The organism is Pseudomonas sp. TE3552, from assembly GCF_056278945.1.
On record NZ_JBWBQJ010000001.1, the window covers coordinates 2,896,574 to 2,918,313 of the forward strand.

At 55.7% G+C, this 21,740-nt stretch carries 20 protein-coding genes and 2 pseudogenes; 13 read left to right on the forward strand and 9 right to left on the reverse strand.

The features are described 5' to 3' along the window. Positions 1-88: 88 nt before the first annotated feature. Both ACZ9BB_RS12805 and lysA read right to left on the reverse strand, forming a co-directional pair. Positions 89-715: a VOC family protein gene (locus tag ACZ9BB_RS12805; RefSeq protein WP_476214095.1), complete on the reverse strand. Its 627-nt coding sequence runs from the start codon at positions 713-715 to the stop codon at positions 89-91. Further along, positions 712-1,950 carry a diaminopimelate decarboxylase gene (gene lysA / locus ACZ9BB_RS12810; RefSeq protein WP_476214096.1) on the reverse strand — a complete coding sequence of 413 codons (1,239 nt, stop codon included), beginning with the start codon at positions 1,948-1,950 and terminating at the stop codon, positions 712-714. Before lysA ends, ACZ9BB_RS12805 begins: the two co-directional genes overlap by 4 nt. A 119-nt stretch (positions 1,951-2,069) precedes the next feature. On the opposite strand from lysA, the gene ACZ9BB_RS12815 reads away from it, so the two are divergent. The 3 genes from ACZ9BB_RS12815 to dapF all read left to right on the forward strand — a co-directional run bounded on the left by ACZ9BB_RS12815 (position 2,070) and on the right by dapF (position 4,988). Next, positions 2,070-2,984, forward strand: a complete 915-nt coding sequence (locus ACZ9BB_RS12815; RefSeq protein ID WP_476214097.1) for a LysR family transcriptional regulator — start codon at positions 2,070-2,072, stop codon at positions 2,982-2,984. A 340-nt stretch (positions 2,985-3,324) separates the two neighbouring features. Beyond that, positions 3,325-3,939, forward strand: coding sequence for an alpha/beta fold hydrolase (locus ACZ9BB_RS12820; RefSeq protein ID WP_476214098.1), 615 nt, complete (start codon positions 3,325-3,327; stop codon positions 3,937-3,939). A 233-nt stretch (positions 3,940-4,172) separates the two neighbouring features. After that, the gene (dapF, locus tag ACZ9BB_RS12825) at positions 4,173-4,988 is read left to right on the forward strand and encodes a diaminopimelate epimerase (RefSeq protein WP_476214099.1); all 816 of its coding nucleotides are present in this window, start codon (positions 4,173-4,175) and stop codon (positions 4,986-4,988) included. Between the two features lie 639 nt (positions 4,989-5,627). On the opposite strand, the pseudogene tnpC reads toward dapF, so the two are convergent. The 4 genes and pseudogenes from tnpC to ACZ9BB_RS12845 all read right to left on the reverse strand — a co-directional run. Further along, a pseudogene (tnpC, locus tag ACZ9BB_RS12830) lies at positions 5,628-6,490 on the reverse strand (IS66 family transposase); the annotation flags it as partial. 137 nt (positions 6,491-6,627) lie between these two features. Then, on the reverse strand, positions 6,628-7,344 hold the full coding sequence (locus ACZ9BB_RS12835; RefSeq protein WP_476214100.1) for a class I SAM-dependent methyltransferase: 717 nt from the start codon (positions 7,342-7,344) through the stop codon (positions 6,628-6,630). A gap of 232 nt (positions 7,345-7,576) precedes the next feature. Then, positions 7,577-8,476, reverse strand: coding sequence for a DMT family transporter (locus tag ACZ9BB_RS12840; protein ID WP_008075485.1), 900 nt, complete (start codon positions 8,474-8,476; stop codon positions 7,577-7,579). A 167-nt stretch (positions 8,477-8,643) separates the two neighbouring features. Beyond that, entirely contained in the window at positions 8,644-9,723 is a 1,080-nt protein-coding gene (locus tag ACZ9BB_RS12845) for an SDR family oxidoreductase (RefSeq protein WP_476214101.1), read from the reverse strand. A gap of 74 nt (positions 9,724-9,797) precedes the next feature. On the opposite strand from ACZ9BB_RS12845, the gene ACZ9BB_RS12850 reads away from it, so the two are divergent. The 6 genes and pseudogenes from ACZ9BB_RS12850 to ACZ9BB_RS12875 all read left to right on the forward strand — a co-directional run bounded on the left by ACZ9BB_RS12850 (position 9,798) and on the right by ACZ9BB_RS12875 (position 13,991). Next, positions 9,798-10,187, forward strand: coding sequence for a MerR family transcriptional regulator (locus tag ACZ9BB_RS12850; protein ID WP_007994665.1), 390 nt, complete (start codon positions 9,798-9,800; stop codon positions 10,185-10,187). Positions 10,188-10,512: 325 nt separating this feature from the next. Continuing rightward, a pseudogene (locus ACZ9BB_RS12855) lies at positions 10,513-10,619 on the forward strand (phosphonate ABC transporter, permease protein PhnE); the annotation flags it as partial. Between the two features lie 317 nt (positions 10,620-10,936). Further along, the gene (locus ACZ9BB_RS12860; protein ID WP_476214102.1) at positions 10,937-11,719 is read left to right on the forward strand and encodes a transporter substrate-binding domain-containing protein; all 783 of its coding nucleotides are present in this window, start codon (positions 10,937-10,939) and stop codon (positions 11,717-11,719) included. Positions 11,720-11,774: 55 nt separating this feature from the next. Further along, positions 11,775-12,503 carry an ABC transporter permease gene (locus ACZ9BB_RS12865; protein ID WP_476214103.1) on the forward strand — a complete coding sequence of 243 codons (729 nt, stop codon included), beginning with the start codon at positions 11,775-11,777 and terminating at the stop codon, positions 12,501-12,503. Further along, positions 12,500-13,210: an ABC transporter permease gene (locus ACZ9BB_RS12870; protein WP_064618600.1), complete on the forward strand. Its 711-nt coding sequence runs from the start codon at positions 12,500-12,502 to the stop codon at positions 13,208-13,210. Before ACZ9BB_RS12865 ends, ACZ9BB_RS12870 begins: the two co-directional genes overlap by 4 nt. Before the next feature lie 16 nt (positions 13,211-13,226). Then, entirely contained in the window at positions 13,227-13,991 is a 765-nt protein-coding gene (locus tag ACZ9BB_RS12875) for an ABC transporter ATP-binding protein (RefSeq protein ID WP_007936956.1), read from the forward strand. Positions 13,992-14,208: 217 nt separating this feature from the next. On the opposite strand, the gene ACZ9BB_RS12880 is transcribed toward ACZ9BB_RS12875, so the two are convergent. Then, positions 14,209-15,732: an MFS transporter gene (locus tag ACZ9BB_RS12880; protein WP_476214104.1), complete on the reverse strand. Its 1,524-nt coding sequence runs from the start codon at positions 15,730-15,732 to the stop codon at positions 14,209-14,211. A gap of 193 nt (positions 15,733-15,925) precedes the next feature. Between ACZ9BB_RS12880 and ACZ9BB_RS12885 the strand changes: the two genes are divergently transcribed. Next, positions 15,926-16,786 (forward strand): LysR family transcriptional regulator, encoded by an 861-nt coding sequence (locus ACZ9BB_RS12885; RefSeq protein ID WP_476214105.1) that lies wholly within the window; start codon positions 15,926-15,928, stop codon positions 16,784-16,786. A 97-nt stretch (positions 16,787-16,883) separates the two neighbouring features. Then, positions 16,884-17,498 carry a LysE family translocator gene (locus ACZ9BB_RS12890; protein ID WP_476214106.1) on the forward strand — a complete coding sequence of 205 codons (615 nt, stop codon included), beginning with the start codon at positions 16,884-16,886 and terminating at the stop codon, positions 17,496-17,498. A gap of 34 nt (positions 17,499-17,532) precedes the next feature. On the opposite strand, the gene ACZ9BB_RS12895 is transcribed toward ACZ9BB_RS12890, so the two are convergent. Next, positions 17,533-18,417 (reverse strand): LysR family transcriptional regulator, encoded by an 885-nt coding sequence (locus tag ACZ9BB_RS12895; protein ID WP_476214107.1) that lies wholly within the window; start codon positions 18,415-18,417, stop codon positions 17,533-17,535. Between the two features lie 114 nt (positions 18,418-18,531). Here ACZ9BB_RS12895 and argC point away from each other — a divergent pair, with 114 nt between their 5' ends. Then, positions 18,532-19,461, forward strand: a complete 930-nt coding sequence (gene argC / locus ACZ9BB_RS12900) for an N-acetyl-gamma-glutamyl-phosphate reductase (RefSeq protein ID WP_476214108.1) — start codon at positions 18,532-18,534, stop codon at positions 19,459-19,461. A 122-nt stretch (positions 19,462-19,583) separates the two neighbouring features. On the opposite strand, the gene ACZ9BB_RS12905 is transcribed toward argC, so the two are convergent. Next, the gene (locus ACZ9BB_RS12905; RefSeq protein WP_476214109.1) at positions 19,584-20,375 is read right to left on the reverse strand and encodes a response regulator transcription factor; all 792 of its coding nucleotides are present in this window, start codon (positions 20,373-20,375) and stop codon (positions 19,584-19,586) included. Between the two features lie 138 nt (positions 20,376-20,513). On the opposite strand from ACZ9BB_RS12905, the gene ACZ9BB_RS12910 reads away from it, so the two are divergent. Then, positions 20,514-21,617: a polyamine ABC transporter substrate-binding protein gene (locus tag ACZ9BB_RS12910; RefSeq protein ID WP_476214110.1), complete on the forward strand. Its 1,104-nt coding sequence runs from the start codon at positions 20,514-20,516 to the stop codon at positions 21,615-21,617. Positions 21,618-21,740: the final 123 nt, after the last annotated feature.

Consider the following 21,740-nt stretch of genomic DNA (forward strand, 5'->3'; position numbering starts at 1 on the left):
CTGGCCTGTCCGCTTCTACTACATGCTGACGCTGTTGGTCTCGCCCGGGAGAGCCTAATCGTAAGGTCCAGCCTGAACATCGCTAGGGCTACAGGACTTTAAGACCATTGGGAGTCTCGATGTATGCCTGCAAACCATATCGCTCACTCCGCAGGACACTGACCGGGCCGGAAAAGCCGATAGTCTCAAGGTGGTGTTCCACTCCCTCTGGGTCGGGATGAACGATCTCCAAGCGTTGCAATTGGCAGCCCTTATCAGCGAGCCTCTGTGCTGGATGCTCCGAGTCGCCCCAGTCGATCAGGCTAGGCACTACCCCACCCAGCGGTAAGTGGCCGTCAGGCTGAATCGAAATATTCCACGACAGCGCTCCCCTGCTCATCGGCTCGATCATTCCAAAAGCCTTCTTGAGCCTTTCGTCTGCGGCATCTAGATGCTCTGTACGCGCTACCCAATGGGCTAGATATGGAGCTGCTTGTGCACTCAGCTCATCTAGGCCGAACCACCTTGGTCTAGTGGGTAAGGGCGCCATACCGTCGGGGGCAATTACCTCGAGATAAAAAAACTCCCCTAACCGCAGCAGCAAGTTATGTGTACTCATACGCGCATGCTTACCTCCCGGCTGCAACTGCACCCCCAGTTGTTGCTCGACGAGTTGCGCGCCTGACGTAAGGGTCGGTGCCACGATGACCAAATGATCCAGGGTGGAACGCCTCATATGCACAGCTCCATGTTCAGAAGGTCCTGTATATTTTGTCGCCGCCTAATCATCCGAAAACTTGCGTTCTCAATCAGGACCTCGGGCAACAAAGGCCGACTGTTGTAGTTTGAAGACATCGAAGCACCATAGGCGCCCGAATCATGGATCACCAGAAGATCACCGACATGGGCCTGCGGCAGGTCTTGGGCAGCCAGGGCATGTTCATCCTGGGTGAAAACATCGCCGGACTCGCACAGCGGCCCAGCTACCATGGTGGGTTGCAAAGGGCGAGACACCGGAATCCCGTTAGCGTCTAGCAACGTCATGCGGTGGTAACTGCCGTACAAGGCCGGCCGCATCAAGTCGTTAAAGCCGGCATCAACCAGGATGAAAGTATTGCGGCCCATTTGTTTCACGGCGCGGACCTCGGTCACCAGGTAGCCCGACTCTGCGATCAGATACCGGCCCGGCTCTATCTCCATTCGCACGGAATGGCCAAGTACTTCCTCGATTTCCTTCCGGGCCGCCGCCCATGTCCGAGCGTAGCGCTGGATATCGACCGGCGTGTCGGTGCGTCTATACGGAACAGACAGCCCTCCACCAATCGAGAAAGCCTCGATATCCCTATCTAGCTGACCAACAAGCTCAATCATCGATCGAGCAACCTGCTCCAAGTGCTCGTAATCCACTCCTGAGCCGATGTGCATGTGCACGCCTACCAGATGCAAATCGTAGGTCCTGATACAGTCAAGCGCCTCGCCCAGCTGTTCGTGCCAAATACCATGTTTGCTGTTTTCACCGCCCGTGTTGGTCTTGCGACTGTGTCCATGGCCGAACCCAGGGTTGATCCGAATCCAAACCCGGTGTCCTGGGGAGCGCTCGCCCAACTGCCGGAGCATGTCAATTGAGCCCGCGTTCACTTCTATCCTTGACTCGATCACCCGGGCCAGTGTCACCTGGTCCAGCACATCGCACGTCAGCACCACCCCCGCTGGGTGGCCATCGAACGATGCCCCCGCAGCCAGGGCCCGTTCGATTTCACCTATTGAGACGGCATCGAGGACCAGGCCTCGTGCCCGCATCAAGCGCAGGATATGCACGTTTGGATTGGCCTTCTGCGCGTAGCGAACCGTGTCGAAGTCTTGCAGATTTTCGATACGATCGATGATGGTTTTAGCGTCGTATGCCCATAGGGGCGAGCCGTGTCGGCGAACCGCGTCGGCCAATACTTCGAACGGTGCAGAGTCGATCATGAATAGTCCTCGTTCAGGGGGACCATGAGGATGGAGCAAGACGAGCATTCATAAAAATAGCTTTTGTTCTGGAATAGATTCATATCTGATATGACCATTCCATTCTTTCTGGTGCCGCTGTGAAGCTATCCTTTCGCCATATCGAGATCTTTCGAGCCGTCATGTCAGCCGGAAGCGTCACGGGTGCCGCACGTCTTCTCTTCACCTCACAACCCACCATCAGCCGTGAACTGTCACGGTTGGAACAGCTGCTTGGGCTACGTTTGTTCGATCGCGATGGTGGCCGCTTGAAGCCAACGGCGCAGGCGTTGCTGTTGATCGAGGAAGTTGAGCTTTCCTACATTGGCCTAGAGCGTATCGACCGGTACGCTCAGGCCATTCGCAACTTCGAACATGGGAGGCTGGCCATCACCTGCCTGCCACTCTTCTCCCAGACTCTCCTACCCGAGGTATGTCGGCAATTCCATCAGCATCACCCAGGCGTGAGCGTAGGCATTACGGCTCAGGAGTCACCATTCCTGGAAGAGTCGCTGGTCGCCCAACAACATGACCTTGGGTTGACCGAAGTCGAGCAGATTCCCCGAGGGACGTCCGGCGAATTGTTGTTCAGCGCCAGGATGGTCTGCGTGTTGCCGAACCAGCACCCCTTGTTACAGAAGACTCAGCTTGAGCTGAGTGATTTTCACGAGGTGGATTTCATCAACCTATCCAGCCTCGATACCTACCGGCAGCAGTTGGATCAGCATTTCAGAATCGCCGGAGTCAACAGGCGCACGGTCATCGAGACCACCAACGCGGCATCGGTGTGCGCTATGGTCAGGCAAGGGCTGGGCGTGGCGGTTATCAACCCGCTGAGTGGGCTGGAAGCCGCGCAGAGTGGGCTGTCGATTCGCCAGCTAGGTGTCTGCGTTCGTTATCAGGTGATGATGATTCGCCCTAACCACCGGCCAGGCTCGGCGGCGGTGGATTTGTTCAGTGAGGCGCTGCGGACGCAAGCCCGAAAAATGAGCGATATCCTGGCAAAAGATTCTTGAAAAGACCTTCACTTTTTGCGCGATCTGGGGCTTTACGAGGATGGCCCAGATATCCTCATGTCGAGATCATTCACTGGCGCTTACGTTGCGGGATGGGACAGTTCGATGTAGCGGGCCATCACCCGAAAAATCCCGCTAAAGGTATATGTACTGGGCCACCAAGTTGTTCGCGCGTGCTCTTACCCGTAATGGCCGTTTCCAGCCGTTCGCCACCGGCAGCTCTGGGTCGCGAGTTGCCCTTCACTACCGGCGGCTCTCGTTCTGAAGTGATCATCGAACCTCGTGGCATCCATTTTTCCTCCTGCTGACTCTTTCAATCCCACCTTCAAGGACCGAACCTGTGATCGCATCCCCCGCCAAACTCCTCTTCCTGCCCGGAGCCTCAGGTAACACCCGGTTTTGGCATCCGGTTGCTGAGCGCTTGGCCCACCCGGCGCAGCAGGTCCATATCGGCTGGCCCGGCTTTGGAGACACTCCGCCGTTGCCTAGCGTGACTGGCATGCATGATCTGGTGGCTCGCGTGCTGGCCGAGATCGACCGGCCCACAGCGCTGGTGGCACAGTCCATGGGCGGCATAGTCGCTGTGCTTGCAGCGCTTGAACGCCCTGAGCTGATCACGCACCTGACGCTGACCGTCACCTCTGGCGGGGTGGATATGTCTGCTCTGGGCGCGCATGACTGGCGCCCGGATTTTGCTGCCACCAACCCGACACTGCCGAGTTGGTTTCTCGACGACCGCACCGACCTCACGCTCCGGTTGATCGAGTTGCGCATGCCAGTCCTGCTCCTCTGGGGAGATTCTGATCCGATCAGCCCCGTTCGCGTCGGCCAGCGCCTTGCTCAACTGTTACCTCGTGCTGAACTACACGTTTTCCCTGGCGCCGATCACAGTCTGGGCTTTACTCACGCAGCCGAAGTGGTGAGGTTGATCGAGAGACATCTGGCCTGCTGGTAAGCGGAACACTTGTTGCCACCGCGTCGGACTGATTGTGCGACACCGTGCGTTTCAAGACCTGACAGGCAGACATCGGCCAAAAGCAGCCGGTGACGAATCAAATACAACGATGCGTCCAGTCTGCCAAACACATTCGCCTCATGAGTTTTCACACAGTTTGCAAAAGTCATGCGAATAGGGATAGATCGCTTTAAAACGTCAACTCATCACTTGTCTAGCCGCCAGGTCTATTTATGCCGCTAAGCTTTCATAAAATGCATGCCAATGGCGATGATTTCGTTATCGTGGACTCGCGAAACTCACCCAATCCAATCACAAGCAATATGGCTCGGCGAATGGGAGATCGGAACCGAGGAGTTGGCTTCAATCAACTCGCGGTGGTGCTCGATTGCGATGATGCCGATGCGCGTTTGATGTTCTGGAATGCAGATGGCTCAACGCTGGACGCTTGCGGCAGCGCAACGCGGGGGGCCGCGGATATGCTGATGCGCGAATCGAATACGACTTCGGTCGCACTGCGAACCAACCGTGGCCTGCTGACTTGCGAACGAACTTCAACCGGTGCCATTTCTGTAAACATGGGAAAGCCGCTTTTGGGCTGGTCGGATATTCCTCTGGCTCTGGAAATGGATACTTCAATGTTGCCACTTGCCGCTGCCCCAACAGCTTGCAGCATGGGAAATCCGCACTGCACCTATTTTGTGGATGATCTGACAGCAGTTGAGATTGCGACGATTGGACCGACAATTGAAACCAACCCCTTGTTTCCCCTCAGGACGAACGTGCATTTCGTCCAGATCATTGACCGAGAGCATATCCGGTTGCGTATTTGGGAGCGTGGGGGTGGTATTCCGCTGGGTTCAGGCTCCTGCTCTTGTGGCGCCGCGGTTAACGGAATTCGTCGAGGCTTATTAGCCAATTCCGTTGAGGTTGAATGTGACGGCGGAGCTGTAACGGTTCAATGGGATGGCGTGGGATCAGTCTTTCTCACCGGGCCGGTAGAGACGACTTTTTCAGGAGTAATCGCGGATACTCTGTTGAAAGCTTGATTTTCAGGTAGGCCGCTATCGGCCATTGGGTGCTTGTCTGAATGTCAGCTAAGGGTCGGTCGTTCTCTGCCGGTCATGCCCACGAATCGTGCTGGTCAAATCCGATGCAAATGACTGGTCAGGTCGAATGCAAATGGGTGGGCAAGTCCGTGCAATGTAAGCGTTCAGCGATCACACCTTCCCATTGCAACTGCTGGCGCCGTTGATGGATCCCGCTATCATGCAGGGCGTAGATCACGAATGTAGATAACGCTATGCCAAGATTGTCATTCGCCGTCAGAATTTTGTTCGCATGCTGCCTTTTCATCGCAACCGCTAATCACATCCGTGCAGACGTTTCGCATGGATTGCTCTGGGACTACGGATACGGGCCTAGCACTTACTTGGCGAGCCGTATTTTCTGGGGGGCGCTTACGTTTTTTGACCCGCTTGCAGCACTGCTACTTTTCATAAAACCAAGAGCCGGAATCGTGCTTACGGTAGCGATTATTTTGGTCGACGTAACTCATAACACTTTTTACGTCGCATTGAAGCAGCAGTGGCTGGAGCCATTCTACCTGTCCCAGGTAGCTTTTCTTATCGTAGTATTCCTACTCTCACCCATCGCTTGGAATGGCCCTATTCGAGACGTAGCGCTCCCCAGGTATGCAGTGCGTCGATAACGGGCGCCGCTTTTTCCTGCCGTATTCGCCAGCGATCTTCGACGGTCATCTCCCGCGCTTGCCGTTCAATTTCGTACAACCCGCCAATTGAGTGCAGCGCCTGCTCGGCCAGTTGGCTTTTGTTCGTCGCGTGCAGATCGAAAAACTTGCGGCGGGCGTGGGCCATGCAGCCGATTTCGGTGATGCCTTGTTGGAAACTTGCTTTGTGGCCGGCGAAATCGTCGCAAACCAGCTTGCCATTCCACGGGCCAAGAAAGTTGCGTGCATGTTCACCCGCACGGCTTGGGCTGAAGTCGTAAAGCACAGCTTTGAGTGCCGAAAAAGGCGTGGTGCAGTAGGCCCAGACGTAAGCACGGTGGGTTTTCCTCTCGCCCGGTGCGAACATCTGCACCGGCGTTTCGTCAGCGTGGATCACGCCTTGAGCAAGCACTGTTTCGCGCAGCGCATCGACCAAGGGCTAGAGCTGCACACCGGTTTGGCCAACCCATTGCGCCAGTGTCGAGCGGGCGATAGCCAGGCCGGCGCGGCCAAAGATTTTCTCTTGGCCGGCGGATTCAACGCTTTCAGCTCGGCTTCAATGGCCGCGATGTCGGTGTCGAGCAGGTCGTCGAGCAGGCTGCCTTGGACAGGGCTCAATTGTTCACTGCGCTTGGCAAACTTGTTCCGTTTGAACCAAGCGATTTCGTGGGTGAGTTGCTCGATGATGGTTTGGTCGCGATCGTTCTTTTTGCCCATCCTGTCGACTTGCTGCCCGAGAGAATCAACCTGGGACAGCAACTTCACCGCGAGGGCACGCAGTTGGTCGGGGGACATTTGGTCGAGGTTGGGTGAGGACGTCATGCCGCGAACTTTGCCAGAGCAGGCCGTTCGCAGCGATAGACCAATGGGCTAATGGCGGGTGTTAAAGCAGTGTGATTGCACCGCCAGCCCCAACGCGTTGCCAAGGTAGGCCGAGTACCAAGGCCTCGCGTCCAGCTTCAAACCCTTTTGCACGTCAACCAGGCACCCCAGAACAGACTGCTGAAGAAACGCGTAGCGTCCCCGAACCCGGCGTCGTTCAACAGTTTTTGAACCGCCGCCTCAGAATGTGGCGGGTCAGCGCCCTGGAGGATTTTTCCCAGCTTGATCTTCACTTCATCCGGGCTGGCTCCGTGCTGCCGCCACCGTTGGCCCCAGGCAGACAGCAATAGCGGTTGGCCGGCATACGCGTACTGATTTCCCGCGACAATCAGTGGCGCACCGGGTTTCAGACGAGCCCGAATGGAACGTAAAAGCTGGTGCTTGGCATCATCACCCCCGAGATGATGCAGGACACCGATCAAGGTGGCTGCGTCGTAGGACTGGTCTGTTGCCAGGTCTTCAACATGTCCAAGATGCAGGTCAGTTCTTTCAAGCAAGTCGTTGGCCTCCAACTGGTGCTTCGCAGCCTCCAACATGGGCGCGGATGGATCAACGGCAGTGAAGCGCCAGGCAGGCTCCAGCGTTGCCATCGCAACAATTTCCTGCGCAGTGCCGCCAGCGCCAACCACCAGTACTTTCGCCGAATTTGTATCGCCGAGGCTTGCCGCCAGCATGCACGCAACAAGATCGTGGCAGGCGTCATAGCCTGCTAATGCGATACGACTCTGTCTTCCGTACTCATTGGCCCGATGGGTATCAAATTTTTCAGCTGAGTTGAGCGGTAATGATTTCAAGGCGCTTCTCCATGTCCTTGAATCAAGTTAGGTCATACAGGGCGATAATAAAAATTCATTAATTTTATGCAATGCATTCCCATTGGGAATGCATCCTTGGCTCTGAGCTTGTTTGGTTGACCGTCAACTTTGGTCGATTGCTGGCCGTCGCGACGGGCAGATATCGGCCGGTCGGTCGCTCAAAACACTTAAAAACCACTGATTGCTAAAGTAATCAGGATCCGAAAATAGCTCACTCGGTCGAAGGGACGGATGCTTTGCTGCCCAAGCGGATTAGTTCATTGGAGAAACACAGGCCGACGATGATCAGTGCCGCTCCCGCGTACAGGCTTTCGCGCGGTACTTCGTTGAGCGCCACAAACGCCAGCAGCGCGGCGAACAGTGGCTCGGTCAGCTCCAGCGCTTGCACTTGGGATGGCTTGAGATACTCGATGGCCTTGGTGGTGCAGAAGAAGCCCAGGATTGTCGGCAGCGTGGCCAGCGCCAGCAGCGCGGCGATCGCCAGCGGAGACAGCTCGCCCATCGCGAAACCATCGGCCGCAGCCGGCATCAGCAAGTACAGGCTGCCAAAGAACAACAATTGTCGGGTGAAGTGCAGCCCCCCCGACACCCCCATACGCTTCATGGCAACCGAAAAGGCCCCATAGCCGGAGCCAGCCATGGAGGCGAGCGCAGCACCTTGCAGGGTAAAGCCCTGCTGCAGGTCGCCGCCGAAGATCACCGAGATCCCAGCGATAGCCAGTGCGGCACCAACGGTAGCGTTCGCGGTGATGGCATCCTTGAGGAAAATGCGCCCCAGAATGATCGAGGAAATTGAGGCACTGGCCATCAGCACCACCACCACACCTGCCGCAGCGTAGTGTCGATAGGCGGACGTTTCGAAATGGAACAGCACAAAGATGCCAAGGAATGCGCAGATAGCCGCCTGAGTCCATTTGGTCGACGCCGCCGGGCGCTTGAGGAAAAACAATAAGATCGAGAGCAGCACGCAACCCAGTACGGTCTTGATGACAGCGACACTGCTAGCGGTGAAACCATTACTCATGAGTATTTTGCTGAGTACACCGATCGTTGCATTCAGTGCCGCAGCGGAGAGTGCAAATATGACGCCTTTGCTGAAAGTAGATTGCATTGATGACGATCCCTGTCGCTGAATTGTCGTTCGATAGAATGCCGCCCTATATCGACGGCGCAAAGTTTGAGGATACGAAGATCCCACCAACCCCAGTATTTATTGTGGCATAAGCTGGATCGCCCAGTAGGATGCTATTCGCCTTCTTGTCGCCGCCAAGGGAGAAGTCAGAGGGCCTGGACCTTGGCTATGCAATATGAGTTGACGAACGTTGCAGTGTGCTGCAAAGACTGATGTATATCCGGTTTGGCTATTCCATGCCTGTTGGCAAATTGCTCGACCCCCGCTGTATCAAAACGAGTGGTCTGGATAAAGTCCAGGGCTTCGGGTTTTGTATTCAAAAACCACGCGACGGGAGGAATACTCAGTAGCAACTTCAGCAATCGGAGTGAAATGTGATGCTTGGGAGACTTTAAGCCCAAAGGTTGTGCCACCTGTATCAGGAGTTCTCGCAAGTTTGGAGTTTGGTCATCAAGCGCCAGCAGTTCCTGGCCCACCATGGCAGGATCAAAAGCACAAACTGCCACCAGCTCAACCAGGTAATCCACGGTGACCAGCGGCAGCCAGTGCTCGGCGGTACCGGGCACTGCAGTCAGTTTTCCCTGCACAAGGTTGCGTATCAGCTCCACCAGCGGCTGACCGTCAAGGATATGCCCCGTGCGGCTGTGGCCACAGACAGTCGCAGGGTGGACAACGGTAATCTCCCCGCCCTTGGCGGACATGACCTCCAGGGTCGCAAAATGCGCCTCCAGCTTGCTTCCCTCGTAACCACCGACATGTCGGTAGACGGCAGGCCAATTCGTCAACTCCGGATGACGAGGATCAATTCCGATGCGTTGCAGATGTTCATGATTTTTCAGCATGTAGCCGCCGATCATCACTAAACGGCTTTTTTGCTCAGCCGCCAACAGCGCCACGCGCTTTGCCCCTTCCACATTCACCGCACGAGAATGCTTCACTGAAAGCCCCCATGCGAAGTGGGCGCCTAGGTGGAATATGACTCTGGCGTGCCTTAGCACTTCTCGGTCAGCAAGACTCAGCCCGAGATTGTCCCGTTCCAGATCGCCAGCTACGGCAAATACCCGGGTTGCGCACCCTCCCAAATTATCGACTTGCTCCCGCAGTGCAGCTAGTCGCTCTGGGCGACGCATCAACACCCGAACGGTGTGACCTTTTGCACTCAGGTACGCCACCAAATGTTGACCGACGAAGCCGGTACCCCCCGTGACAAAGCACTCCACGCTCATTTCCCTGTTCCTTGTTGAAGGTGAGAAATCAAGCGTAAACTATCGACCCAACTCTACAGTCAAGCGGTGTTTTCATGAAAATCGGCGAACTCGAGGCCCGCAGCGGCGCCAGCCGCCATACGCTGCGTTACTACGAGCAAATCGGCCTGATCTCACCGCTGCGGCAAACTAATAACTATCGCGTTTACACAGCGCAAACTCTGCAGGATCTGGACTTTATCCAGCGCGCGCAAAGCATGGGGTTTTCCCTGGGGGAAATAGGCGAGATTCTGGATGCGCAGCGGAACAAGCTGATCGATTGTGCTGACGGCGCTAAGCTAATTGAAAAGAAGATGGCAGAAATCAAACAGAAAATCGCCAACTTCCAAAGCATTTATTGGTATCTGGATGAAGAGCGTGCAAACCTCGAAGCCAGTGCTGCCAAGCAACTTGAGCTTCAGCAGTTGAACAACTCTTCCAACTGAACGGTCAGCATCTGGGAAACGGAAGCTGCAGCCTGCCTCCAGTTTCAAGCCCATCGCTTACGCATTTTCTAAAACCTTGTAGCCAGGCTCTGGACGGTAAGCGTCCGCCCAAAAGACCTTGTGTGGTTAAACGGGCGCCCATCTATGCGGCAGCAACTCGATAATCTCGCTCGGCCGCTGCATCGGCAGTCGCGTGAACACGCCCCTTAAATACGCACTAAGCGTCCGGCGAACACATCCCCTGAAGCTGATATGGAGCCATCGCCTCCCTTGAACCGAAGCAGTAGTGGTTATGCGGATTCTGTTTTCTATAATGACTGACCGGTATGTCAGCCTCAGCCTGTTCCAGGAAGCTCAAACCAACACGTGTTACTGGTCTTGGCCGTCGATACATTGAGTAGCTGGAGCCGTCAGCGTTGGGTCAAGGCCTGAGTGTTTTCGCTGAACGGAAATATCTGAGCCAGGAAAGTCGGCGCCCTTAACCCACACTTTGTTACCGCATACCCCAGCCGGGTGTAAAAACCTGCTTAGGTAACAGCCTCACAGGCTGCCTCCCCCCAGCGTTCACCTGCCTGCCAAGCCCATCCCAGAGCGCTGTACGCGCTTTCTCAAACGCCCAATCGGCGAATTGGCCGGGTGATTGCATATGCTTGTCTGTACAAGTACTTGCGTGTGCAGAAGACATTCTGTTGCACAGTACACGCGCTCTTGCGGCACAAGCGCTTTCGATGGTCCTTGGGAATAAAATAATGAAAAAAGCATTTCTCACTCTTTCTGCATTGGCTTTGTGTGTGGCTGCCGGTTCTGCGCTGGCCAAGGAGTACAAGGAGTTGCGCTTTGGCGTCGACCCCTCATATGCGCCGTTCGAATCCAAGGCCGCCGACGGCGGTCTGGTGGGCTTCGACATCGACCTGGGCAACGCGATCTGCGCGGAACTGAAGGTCAAGTGCAAGTGGGTTGAAAGCGACTTCGATGGCATGATTCCCGGCCTCAAGGCCAACAAGTTCGATGGCGTGATCTCTTCCATGACCGTCACGCCGGCGCGTGAGAAAGTCATCGATTTCTCGAACGAGCTGTTCTCTGGCCCGACCGCGCTGGTATTCAAGAAAGGCGCGGCCATCGGCACCGATCCGGCCTCCCTCAAGGGCAAGAAAATCGGCTACGAGCAAGGCACCATCCAGGAGGCCTACGCCAAGGCCGTGCTGGACAAGGCCGGGGTAGAGACCCAGGCCTACGCCAACCAGGACCAGGTGTACGCTGACTTGATCTCCGGACGCCTCGATGCCTCGATCCAGGACATGCTGCAAGCCGAACTGGGCTTCCTGAAGTCGCCACCAGGCGCCGACTTCCAAGTCAGCAAGCCAGTCGAAAACCCCCTCCTTCCAGCCAAGACCGCCGTGGGTCTGGCCAAAGGCAACGTCGAGCTCCAGGCCTTGCTGAACAAAGGTATCAAGGCACTGCACGACAATGGCACCTATGCGGCCGTCCAGCAGAAGCACTTTGGCGATCTGAATCTCTACAGCGACAAATAATGACCCTGCGCCCATTTCCGGATGGGCTCTTCTTTGATTGACGTAGGGCTGCTCAATGTTAGAAAACCTATTGCAGATTCTTGGGCTGTCAGACTTTAGCCTTAAGGGTTTCGGCCCGCTGTTGCTGCAAGGCTCCTGGATGACTGTCAAATTATCCTTTCTGTGCTTGCTAGTGAGCGTTGGCCTGGGCCTGATCGGCGCCAGCGCCAAGCTTTCGAAATCGGCACTGCTGCGCGTCCCTGCGCAGGCCTACACCACGCTGATTCGCGGGGTGCCGGACCTGGTGCTGATGCTGCTGATCTTCTACAGCCTGCAAACCTGGCTGTCCTTGTTTACCGACTTCATGGAATGGGAATACATCGAGATCAACCCCTTTAGCGCCGGGGTCATTACCCTGGGCTTCATCTACGGGGCTTATTTCACCGAAACCTTCCGTGGCGCCATCCTTGCCGTACCGCGAGGACAGATGGAAGCGGCTACCGCCTACGGCCTGACCCGCGCCCAGCGCTTCCGCCTGGTGGTGTTCCCGCAAATGATGCGTTTTGCCCTTCCGGGCATCGGTAATAACTGGATGGTGATCCTCAAGGCCACCGCGCTGGTGTCGATCATCGGTTTGGCCGATCTGGTCAAGGTGGCCCAGGACGCGGGCAAGAGCACCTATCAGCTGTTCTTCTTCCTGATTCTGGCCGCCTTGATCTATCTGGTGATAACCACCGCTTCGAACTACGTCTTGCGCCGGATGGAAATCTTCTACGCCGCAGGCACTCGGGAGGCCGTGCGATGATCGAGCTACTGCAGGAATACTGGAAACCTTTCCTGTTCCAGGACGGCAATCACATCACCGGGCTGGCCATGACCCTCTGGCTGCTCAGTGCGTCGATCTTCTTCGGCTTCGTGATGTCGATCCCACTGTCGATTGCCCGGGTCTCGAGCAATGTCTGGGTGCGCTGGCCGGTGCAGTTCTACACCTACCTGTTTCGCGGTACGCCGCTCTATATTCAACTGCTGATCTGTTACACCGGCATTTACAGCCTGGCCGCGGTGCGTGCTCAGCCAGTACTGGATGCGTTCTTTCGCGATGCGATGAACTGCACCATCCTCGCCTTCGCCCTGAACACCTGCGCCTACACCACGGAGATCTTCGCCGGGGCGATTCGCAGCATGAACCACGGCGAAGTCGAAGCGGCCAAAGCCTACGGGCTGACCGGCTGGAAGCTGTACACCTACGTGATCATGCCCTCCGCCCTGCGTCGCTCGCTGCCTTACTACAGCAACGAAGTGATTCTGATGCTGCACTCGACCACCGTAGCCTTCACCGCGACCATCCCGGACATCCTGAAAGTCGCGCGGGACGCCAACTCGGCGACCTTCCTGACCTTCCAATCGTTCGGCCTCGCCGCGTTGATCTACCTGGCAGTCACGTTCTCCCTGGTCGGCCTGTTCCGCCTGGCTGAACGCCGTTGGTTGTCTTTCCTCGGCCCGGCTCACTAATTCAGGATGCTTGTTCATGTACAAACTGACCGTTGAAAACCTGCACAAAAGTTACGGCAACCATGAAGTCCTCAAGGGCGTTTCGCTGAACGCCAGGACCGGCGATGTGATCAGCCTGATCGGCGCCAGCGGTTCGGGCAAGAGCACCTTTCTGCGTTGCATCAACTTCCTGGAAACACCCAACGACGGTGCCATGAGTCTGGATAACCAGCCGATTCAAATGGTCCATGACCGCCACGGCATGCGCGTGGCCGACGCCAACGAACTGCAACGCATCCGCACTCGCCTGGCGATGGTGTTCCAGCACTTCAACCTGTGGAGCCACATGACGGTGCTGGAAAACATCACCATGGCTCCACGCCGGGTGCTGGGTGTCAGCAAGAAGGACGCAGAGGATCGCGCCCGGCGCTACCTGGACAAGGTCGGTTTGCCGGCACGGGTTGCTGATCAATACCCGGCGTTTCTCTCGGGTGGTCAGCAGCAACGGGTCGCCATTGCCCGTGCCCTGAGCATGGAACCGGAGATCATGCTGTTCGACGAGCCGACGTCGGCCCTGGACCCGGAATTGGTGGGCGAAGTGCTCAAGGTGATCCAGGGGCTGGCCGAAGAAGGCCGCACCATGATCATGGTGACCCACGAAATGAGCTTTGCGCGCAAAGTGTCGAACCAGGTGCTGTTCCTGCACCAGGGGCGGGTCGAAGAGCAAGGTGCGCCCGAGGACGTATTGGGCAACCCCAAAAGCGAGCGCCTGCAGCAATTCCTCAGCGGCAACCTGAAGTAACCGGAGCGCCTTCGAGCGACCGCAGGGTTGCTCGAAGGCGCTGGCTCAACCTGATAGTCCATCCCTCCTGCCCTCTACTGAGCAGCTGGACTCATTCTTCCTGCAGCCCTGCCATACTGTTCAGCATCGAGCGCATCGGCTCGGCTGCGTGGTCAGGGACAACTGGCTTTTGCAACAGATGGATAACGGCCAGAAGCAGTCCTTCTAATGACAGTCACTACTGAGAATGAACGGCTTTGCTCGAACGAAAGACCAGGTAACTTGCCGCCACCAGCACCCATGCAGCAATACCGCCATACAGCATTACCCAGCCAAACCCATGCGCTAAAGCTGCGTTGGCGACATCGACCGGAATCGTAGTCCCTTGGCCAGTCTGCGCCAGCACGGCAGAGTTGCCGGCCGAAATATTCTCCGCCAGCCATCTCAGTTGCACATCATCGGGCGAGCCATTTAACTGACTGCGCAGGGAAGACAGGATGCCTTCCACCAAGATGAATCCCATCAGCGCGATGTTGATGGCAAGACTGATCATACGAGCGCTGATATCGATGCCCGATGCCATGCCAGCACGCTCACTGGGCACCGATCCGGTGGTGGTATTGGTAACAGGCGTATTGGTCAGCCCCAGTCCGATTCCGGCGATCAGGCAGCCTGGAAGCATCGTCAGCCAGCTGGCGTGCGCGACACTGCTGCCCCATTTCATCAGCAGAAACCCCAAACCTATGGTGAACAAACCTGCGGGAATCACCACGTCAGGTCGATAGCGCAGCGCCAGCCGTTCGCCTAACGGGGGGACAACCAGCGTCGGCAGCGTATAGGCCAGCAGTGCCAGGCCGGTGCCGACACTGGCGTAGCCCAGGCTATTTTGAAAGTACAGGGGCAGGTAAATCATGAACGGCCAGAAGCTGAAGTTCATGCCTGCCGACCCTAGCAAGGCACCCGAGAAGCGACGGATCCGGAATACAGTGAAGTCGAACATGGGATCGACATAGCGTCGCTGCGCAACGACAAAGACGATAAAGCTGAGCATTGCCACAACCAGACAGGTGATGGCCGAACCGCTGGAGAAACCCTCCCCCGCGCCCTGAGTGATGAACCAGGAAAGACCTAACACTGCCAGCGATAACGAAATAATGCCCAACATATCCAGCCTGCGACGCTGCGGATCGCGTGATTCATCGACACCGGCGATTACCAGCACCAGCGCAAGCACCGCAATGGGTGCATGCACCAGGAACACCCATTCCCAACTCGACAACGCCACGATAGCTGCGCCGATAATCGGACCGAACCCCAAACCGATACCGAACACGATTCCCCAGGCACTGAACGCTTTGCCGCGCGCAGCTCCCGTCTGAAATCGGTGAGACAGCACGGCCACCTGACAGATCAGCATGGCACCACCGGACATACCTTGCAGGAATCGGTTTGCGATCAACACGCTGGCGTTTTGCGCCCATCCACAGCCCAGTGAGGTTATGCCGAAAAGCACCAGGCTGATGACAAACACTCGCTTGCGCCCATACCGATCCGCCAGTGTGCCGGTGGCCATCAGCACCGTGGTGCAGGCGATGGTGTAGGCATTCATGATCCACTGCATATCTTTGAAATCGCTGTGCAGAACCGATTCAAGAGTGGGCAGGATTGCCGGCACGCTCGAGATTTCCAGGCCGAACATCAGCGACGCCAAGCACACGGCAGCGATGGTGAAAATATCCTTTTGCGACGGAGAGAACTGCATCGTGATCTTCCAGATCAAGTTGATGGGCACTGGCAAGACCGCTCTGAACGCCGTCAGGGGTAGAGACGCGATAGCCTCGCCAGCATCACCAGGCACAAGTCCAAGTGACCGGCCGCATTCTGGAAGTAATTAAAAAATGACAGAAATGATTTAATTTCGTAAGTTTTATTAATATTCGTCATGAGTTGACTTAATGGACTTCGACCCAGCTCTATTGCGTGCTTTTGTCGCGATCAAGGAGACCGGTAGTTTCACTCGTGCTGCAGAGCGGCTGCACTTGAGCCAGTCAGCGATCAGTCATCAGATCCGGCGTTTGGAAGAACAGGCCGGTACCGCGCTGCTGATGCGCACCACTCGACGTTTGACGCTGACAGAAGATGGCGAAGATTTTCTGCGCCATGCCGAACAAATCCTCAGGGCACAAGACGCCCTCTCCCGGCGTTTCGAAACGTCGTCGGTATCCGGAGCCGTGCGCTTCGGTGTGCCAGAAAACTTTATCGGCGACGGCCTGCCGCCGTTACTGACTCGGTTCGCCAGACAATTTCCCGACGTACGCCTGGATGTAACCGTCGGCACCTACCTCGATCTGCGCGCGCTGGTTGATGCCGACGGGCTCGATCTGGCCGTGGTCATGGCATTGCCGGGCAGCCAGGCCGGCGGTACCGTGCTGCGCGAAACCCGGTTTGTCTGGGCCGCTGCGCAGAGTTTCGACTTTACCGGCGATGCCCCTTTGCCACTAGCGTTTGCCCCAGCGCCCTGCTTGCACCGCCAGGTGGCCGTAGATGCGTTGGAGAGTTCCACCGTGGATTGGCGGGTCGCCTTTACCTCTCCAAGTCAACAAGGACTGCGAGCGGCGGTATTGGCGGGCCTTGCCGTCACCGCTCTACCGCTGGGCGATCTAGAGCCTGGCATGGTGGTCATTGACGGCCAACATGGCCTGCCACCGCTGCTGGATGCCGATTTCAGAATGATATGGAGTGTCACGGGAAAGACGCCCGCGGCCAATGCATTTGGACAACTGCTGGTGGAGATGTCTGAGTCGCCATCGATCTAGAACAAACTGACTACCATTGGCATTTCAGGTAAGTGCCCTGCTCTTAGAACACTCATTTGCGTAATGAACACCGTCCACAGGACTCGCGAGGAAACACATGATTGATGGTTCCGCCGTTTTGACGGTCTTTTTGGTCTACTTGGCCGGTGTCGTTATCCCCGGGCCCAATTTCGTTGCGGTGGTCCATAAAGCGGTGGCTGCTACACGGTCAGAAGCTTTGGCCTTGGTAGCGGGCATCGTACTGGTCAATTTGTTCTGGTCCACCTGTGCAATTGCAGGTCTCGGGGTTGTATTTGCTGCGCTCCCTTGGGCTGCGCTTGTTGTAAAGGTTCTGGGCGCCGCCTACCTGATGTGGTTCGGATTCCGACTGCTGATCAACGCAGGGAAGAATGCGCCTGGCTCGCCAAATGATGCCGTCGCCGGAAGTTGCAGGCAGTCTTTTATTCAGGGGGTGATTACCAATATTGGCAACCCCAAGTCCATGGCTTTCTATGCCGCTGTCTTTTCAGCCGCAGCCCCCGCCCACGTTTCGCCAGGCACGTTTTTGTCGATGCTGGCAGTTGTCGTGGTGATTTCAATGACCTGGTATGGAATGGTCGCAATCGCTCTTTCGCAACCCAAGATTGCTGCCGGGTATCAAGGGAGGAAAAAAGCAATTGATCGATTGTGCGGTGGTTTGATTTTGTCTCTGGGGGTCCGCCAGTTGGTTTAGCAATCCCACGATTGATTCGCCTGACAAAATCCCCCTACCCCGCACTCAACTCCCACAGCACATCCAGCACATGTTGCGTAGGCCGTTCGATGTCTCGACTACGGTGGGCAATACCCAGTTGCCGCCACAATAAGGGCTTCAATGGCCGCATGACGATCCTGGTATCGGGCAATGGCGTGGAGGCCTCATGCGGCAACAACGTCGCACCATAGCCAGCCGCCACCAGGCTTTTAATCGCATCGTTGTAGTTCAGTTGAATACGCGGCGTAGGCTGCGGCCCACCACTGGCGAACCACTCCGCAGTCAAACGCGAAAGACGAGTGGTGTTGTCATTCAGAATCAATGGCTGAGTGGACAGCCAGTCGGGGGTCACAACCTCCGGGGATTCCCAGCGAGCCGGCAAGAAGGCCATGACCGGGTCCCGTCGCCACGGCTCGATCCGCAAGCCCTTCACCGGGGACTGCGGCAGCGCGACCAAACCGATCTCCAAAGAGCCCTCGGCAAGCTTCTTCAAAGTTTCCTGCGACGTGAGCACCGCGACCTGCACATCGATAGCGGGATGGCGCTGGCTCAACGTCTCCAAAGCGTGCGGCATCAACTGTGCGATGGCCCCTGTGGAGGCGCCTAGCCGCACACGCCCGGCCAATCCCTGTACCTGACGTTCCACGTCCTCAAGCGCCTGCTCCGCATCCGCCAACAGGCGCCGTGCACGTTCCACCAGTGTGTTCCCAATCGCCGAAGGCTGAACGCGCCCACGCGTGCGCGACAACAGCTTGCCGCCCACGCGCGACTCCAGGTCGGCGATATGCAAACTGACCGTGGGTGGCGCAAGGTGCAGCACACGGGCCGCCTCGGCGAACGAACCCAGGTCGGCAATCGCCACCAACGTGCGCAGACGGTCCAGGCTGATTTCGCGCATGAGTGACTCCTCGTTCAGAAAAACTGAATTTCATCGTTTATAAATTCAACTTTTCCTATCTTAGCGCCTCGCTGAAGATTGGAACTCCTGATTTCCTATGTCCGAGAGCATTCCATGGCAAGTCCCCTTGTATTCATCGATGGCGACCAAGGCACCACCGGGTTGCAAATCCATCAACGCCTACGCGACCGGAGCGATCTGCGGCTTATCACACTCAGCCCCGAATATCGCAAGGATCCGCAACGTCGCACCGAAGCCATCAATAACTGCGACATCGCGATTCTCTGCTTGCCCGACCAAGCCGCGCGCGACGCTGTAGCAACCATCGAAAACCCCGCCGTTCGGGTGATCGATGCGAGTTCGGCGCACCGCACCCATCCAGACTGGACCTATGGTTTCGCGGAGATGAATCCGCAGCAGAGCCAACGCATCGCCGCCGCACGACGGGTCAGCAATCCCGGTTGCTATCCAACGGGGGCGATAGGGTTGCTGCGCCCTTTACTGGAGGTGGGATTACTGCCCAAGGATTACCCGATGAACATTCATGCCGTGTCGGGTTATTCCGGGAAAGGGCGTGTCGGTGTGGAGGAACATGAGGGAAAAGGCGCAGCACAGGCGTCGGCGTTTCAGGTCTATGGGCTGGGGCTGGCACACAAACATATTCCGGAGATTGAGCAACAAAGCGGTCTGACGGAGCGGCCGATGTTTGTGCCGGCCTATGGCGCTTTTCGGCAGGGGATCGTACTGACCATCCCCTTGCAAACCCGGTTGTTGGCGCCAGGTGTGAGTGCGGTGCAGTTGCATGCGTGTCTGATGCAGCACTACGTCGATGCGAGCCATGTACAGGTGATGTCGATGCTGGAGGCTAAAGGGCTGACGTACCTTGATCCTCAGGCACTTAACGGGACTGATGATTTGCGACTGTCGGTGTTTGAGAATGATGAGACGGGGCAGGTTTTGTTGGCTGCGGTGTTTGACAATCTTGGGAAGGGAGCAGCTGGAGCAGCAGTGCAGAATCTGGATTTGATGCTTGCAGGAACATGACTCCGATTACCGCGCGAATTAGCGTGATGCCCTCATCCCGAGCCAGGATTAGAGGTCAGGCCAGGTTCGTACCTGAAGCCGTGAACCCATTTAACGGTAATACCCTGACTAAAACACCAACTTCAACTTGTAGAGAAAATATCTTGTTTTGGCATAAAAAATCGAGCAAACAGTTCGGATTGTGACTTAATATTTAATTTGGCATAAATATTGCGACGATGAACCTTTATCGTTTCCACCGAGAGGGAAAGCTTTCCGGCTATCTCTTTATTAGAGAAGCCACTAAGCAACAATCTGAGCACATCACTTTCGCGCGTTGTTATTTGTGTGCCAAGCTGGGTAATCGTTTCTGGCCATAGAGGTGGCTCAGTGAGATTTTTCTCTACATCATTTTCAAAACACATGCGCTGATGCATTAATGCAGTCACCCACGGTTTGATAATATCAAGCATTGTTATTTGCTCTTGATTAAAACGGGCTTTGCTACCAACGGAAATGCATAACGTTCTATCGGCGTCGAGCTGAACATTGTACTGAGCCTCATCCACAGAGATATATTGTGCAAAATATTGATGATAATACTCAGTCTCAAGAAAGTATTCCGGCGCAATATCCAGCAAATGAAAGAAACCGCTCTGGGGGTTTTCTCGATTAGCTATATAAAATGGATCCAGCAGGTAAAGCCCCTTCACATAGCGATGAGTGAACGCATCTAACTCTTCGACATCTGCTATCTCAGGAAGGCTAACAACTTGCACTTGTTGATTGCTAAAGATCAATACAACCCAATTATCGATTTGCACGTATTCATTTAATATACGAACAAGTGAACTCCAGAATTCTGGACGGTTCAACTGCATGATCAGCTTCCCAATCGATCGGTGCCAAGCCAGGCTATGAAGGTCGAACGGCATTTTCTACCCCTTTAGGGTTAGGGATTCGTAGGTCAGAGGTAAGTATTCGTAGGTATTTACTATTTGGTAACGCCCGGTATATTCGCTAGCAGGACTTACGATGGCCATGAGGGCACATCGTCTTGACAAGGATGTTGCATGAGAAAATCACGTTTGCGAACCATTTTTTCGGCCTCGCTTCTCTGTGCAGGGATGAGCACTTCAGTGGGGGCTGTAGAGCCTGGGGTGTATCTGTATAACTGGTTCGGGCTTCTCGCACCGGAGACCCCAAAGGAGTTTGAGCAGGCAACCGGCACCAGAGTGCATATGGATGCTTTCGACAGCGCCGAAATCATGCAGAGCAAGGTAATGGCTGGGCGCACGGGGTATGACGTGGTTGTGGCCACCTCCGATGTGCTGCCAAGCCTGATCCAGGCGGGAGTACTTCAGCCGTTGGATCGTAATCAACTGAGTAATTTGTCCCATATCGATCCTGACATCTTGTCCCAGGTCGCAGTCAATGATCCTGGTAATCGCTACGCTGTGCCCTATTTATGGGGCACTACCGGCATTGGCTATGACGTTGACAAAGTCAAAGCGGCATTGGGTGATAATGCTCCGGTGAATAGCTGGGATTTGATCTTCAAAGAAGAAAATATCAGCAAGCTCCAGTCGTGTGGTGTGGCAATGCTTGACTCTCCAAGTGAGATCATTTCGATTGCTTTGCATTACCTTGGGCTCCCCAGCAACAGCAGGAATCCGGATGATTACCAGAAGGCTCAAGCCCTACTGTTAAAAATCCGTCCCTACGTCCTCTATTTCGACTCCTCCCGAATTGACGCCGACCTGGCTGACGGCAACATTTGTGCAGTAGTGGGATGGGCTAATGGTGCCCTTGCTGCGCAGGCCATAAACGAGAAGACCAACACTGGACGCAAGATTACCTACAGCCTTCCTCGCGAAGGAGCGCTGGTCTGGTCGGAAAATCTGGTTCTTCTAAAAGACGCTCCCCACCCAAAGGAAGGTATGGCGTTTATTAATTATATGTTGCAACCAGAAATTATTGCCAAGACCTCAAACCACACTCTCTACCCTAACGCTAATAAAGATGCCGCTGAGTTTGTCGAACAGAAGTTGCGAGACAACCCCTGGATTTATCCAGACAAAAAGACTATTGCTACACTTGTCCCACTTGAGCCTCTGCCATTGAAGCTGGAGCGAATCCGCACACGGATCTGGACCAAAGTGAAGAGTGGTGTGTGATCTGACTTGATTTGTCACCTGTTGCTCTATGCATGTCCTTGTTTTATACGCAGACATGCTGTGAGCAGCAGGTTGAGGCTGTTTATGTCCGGAAAGTAAGACGCAAACGCCGATATACAGGGG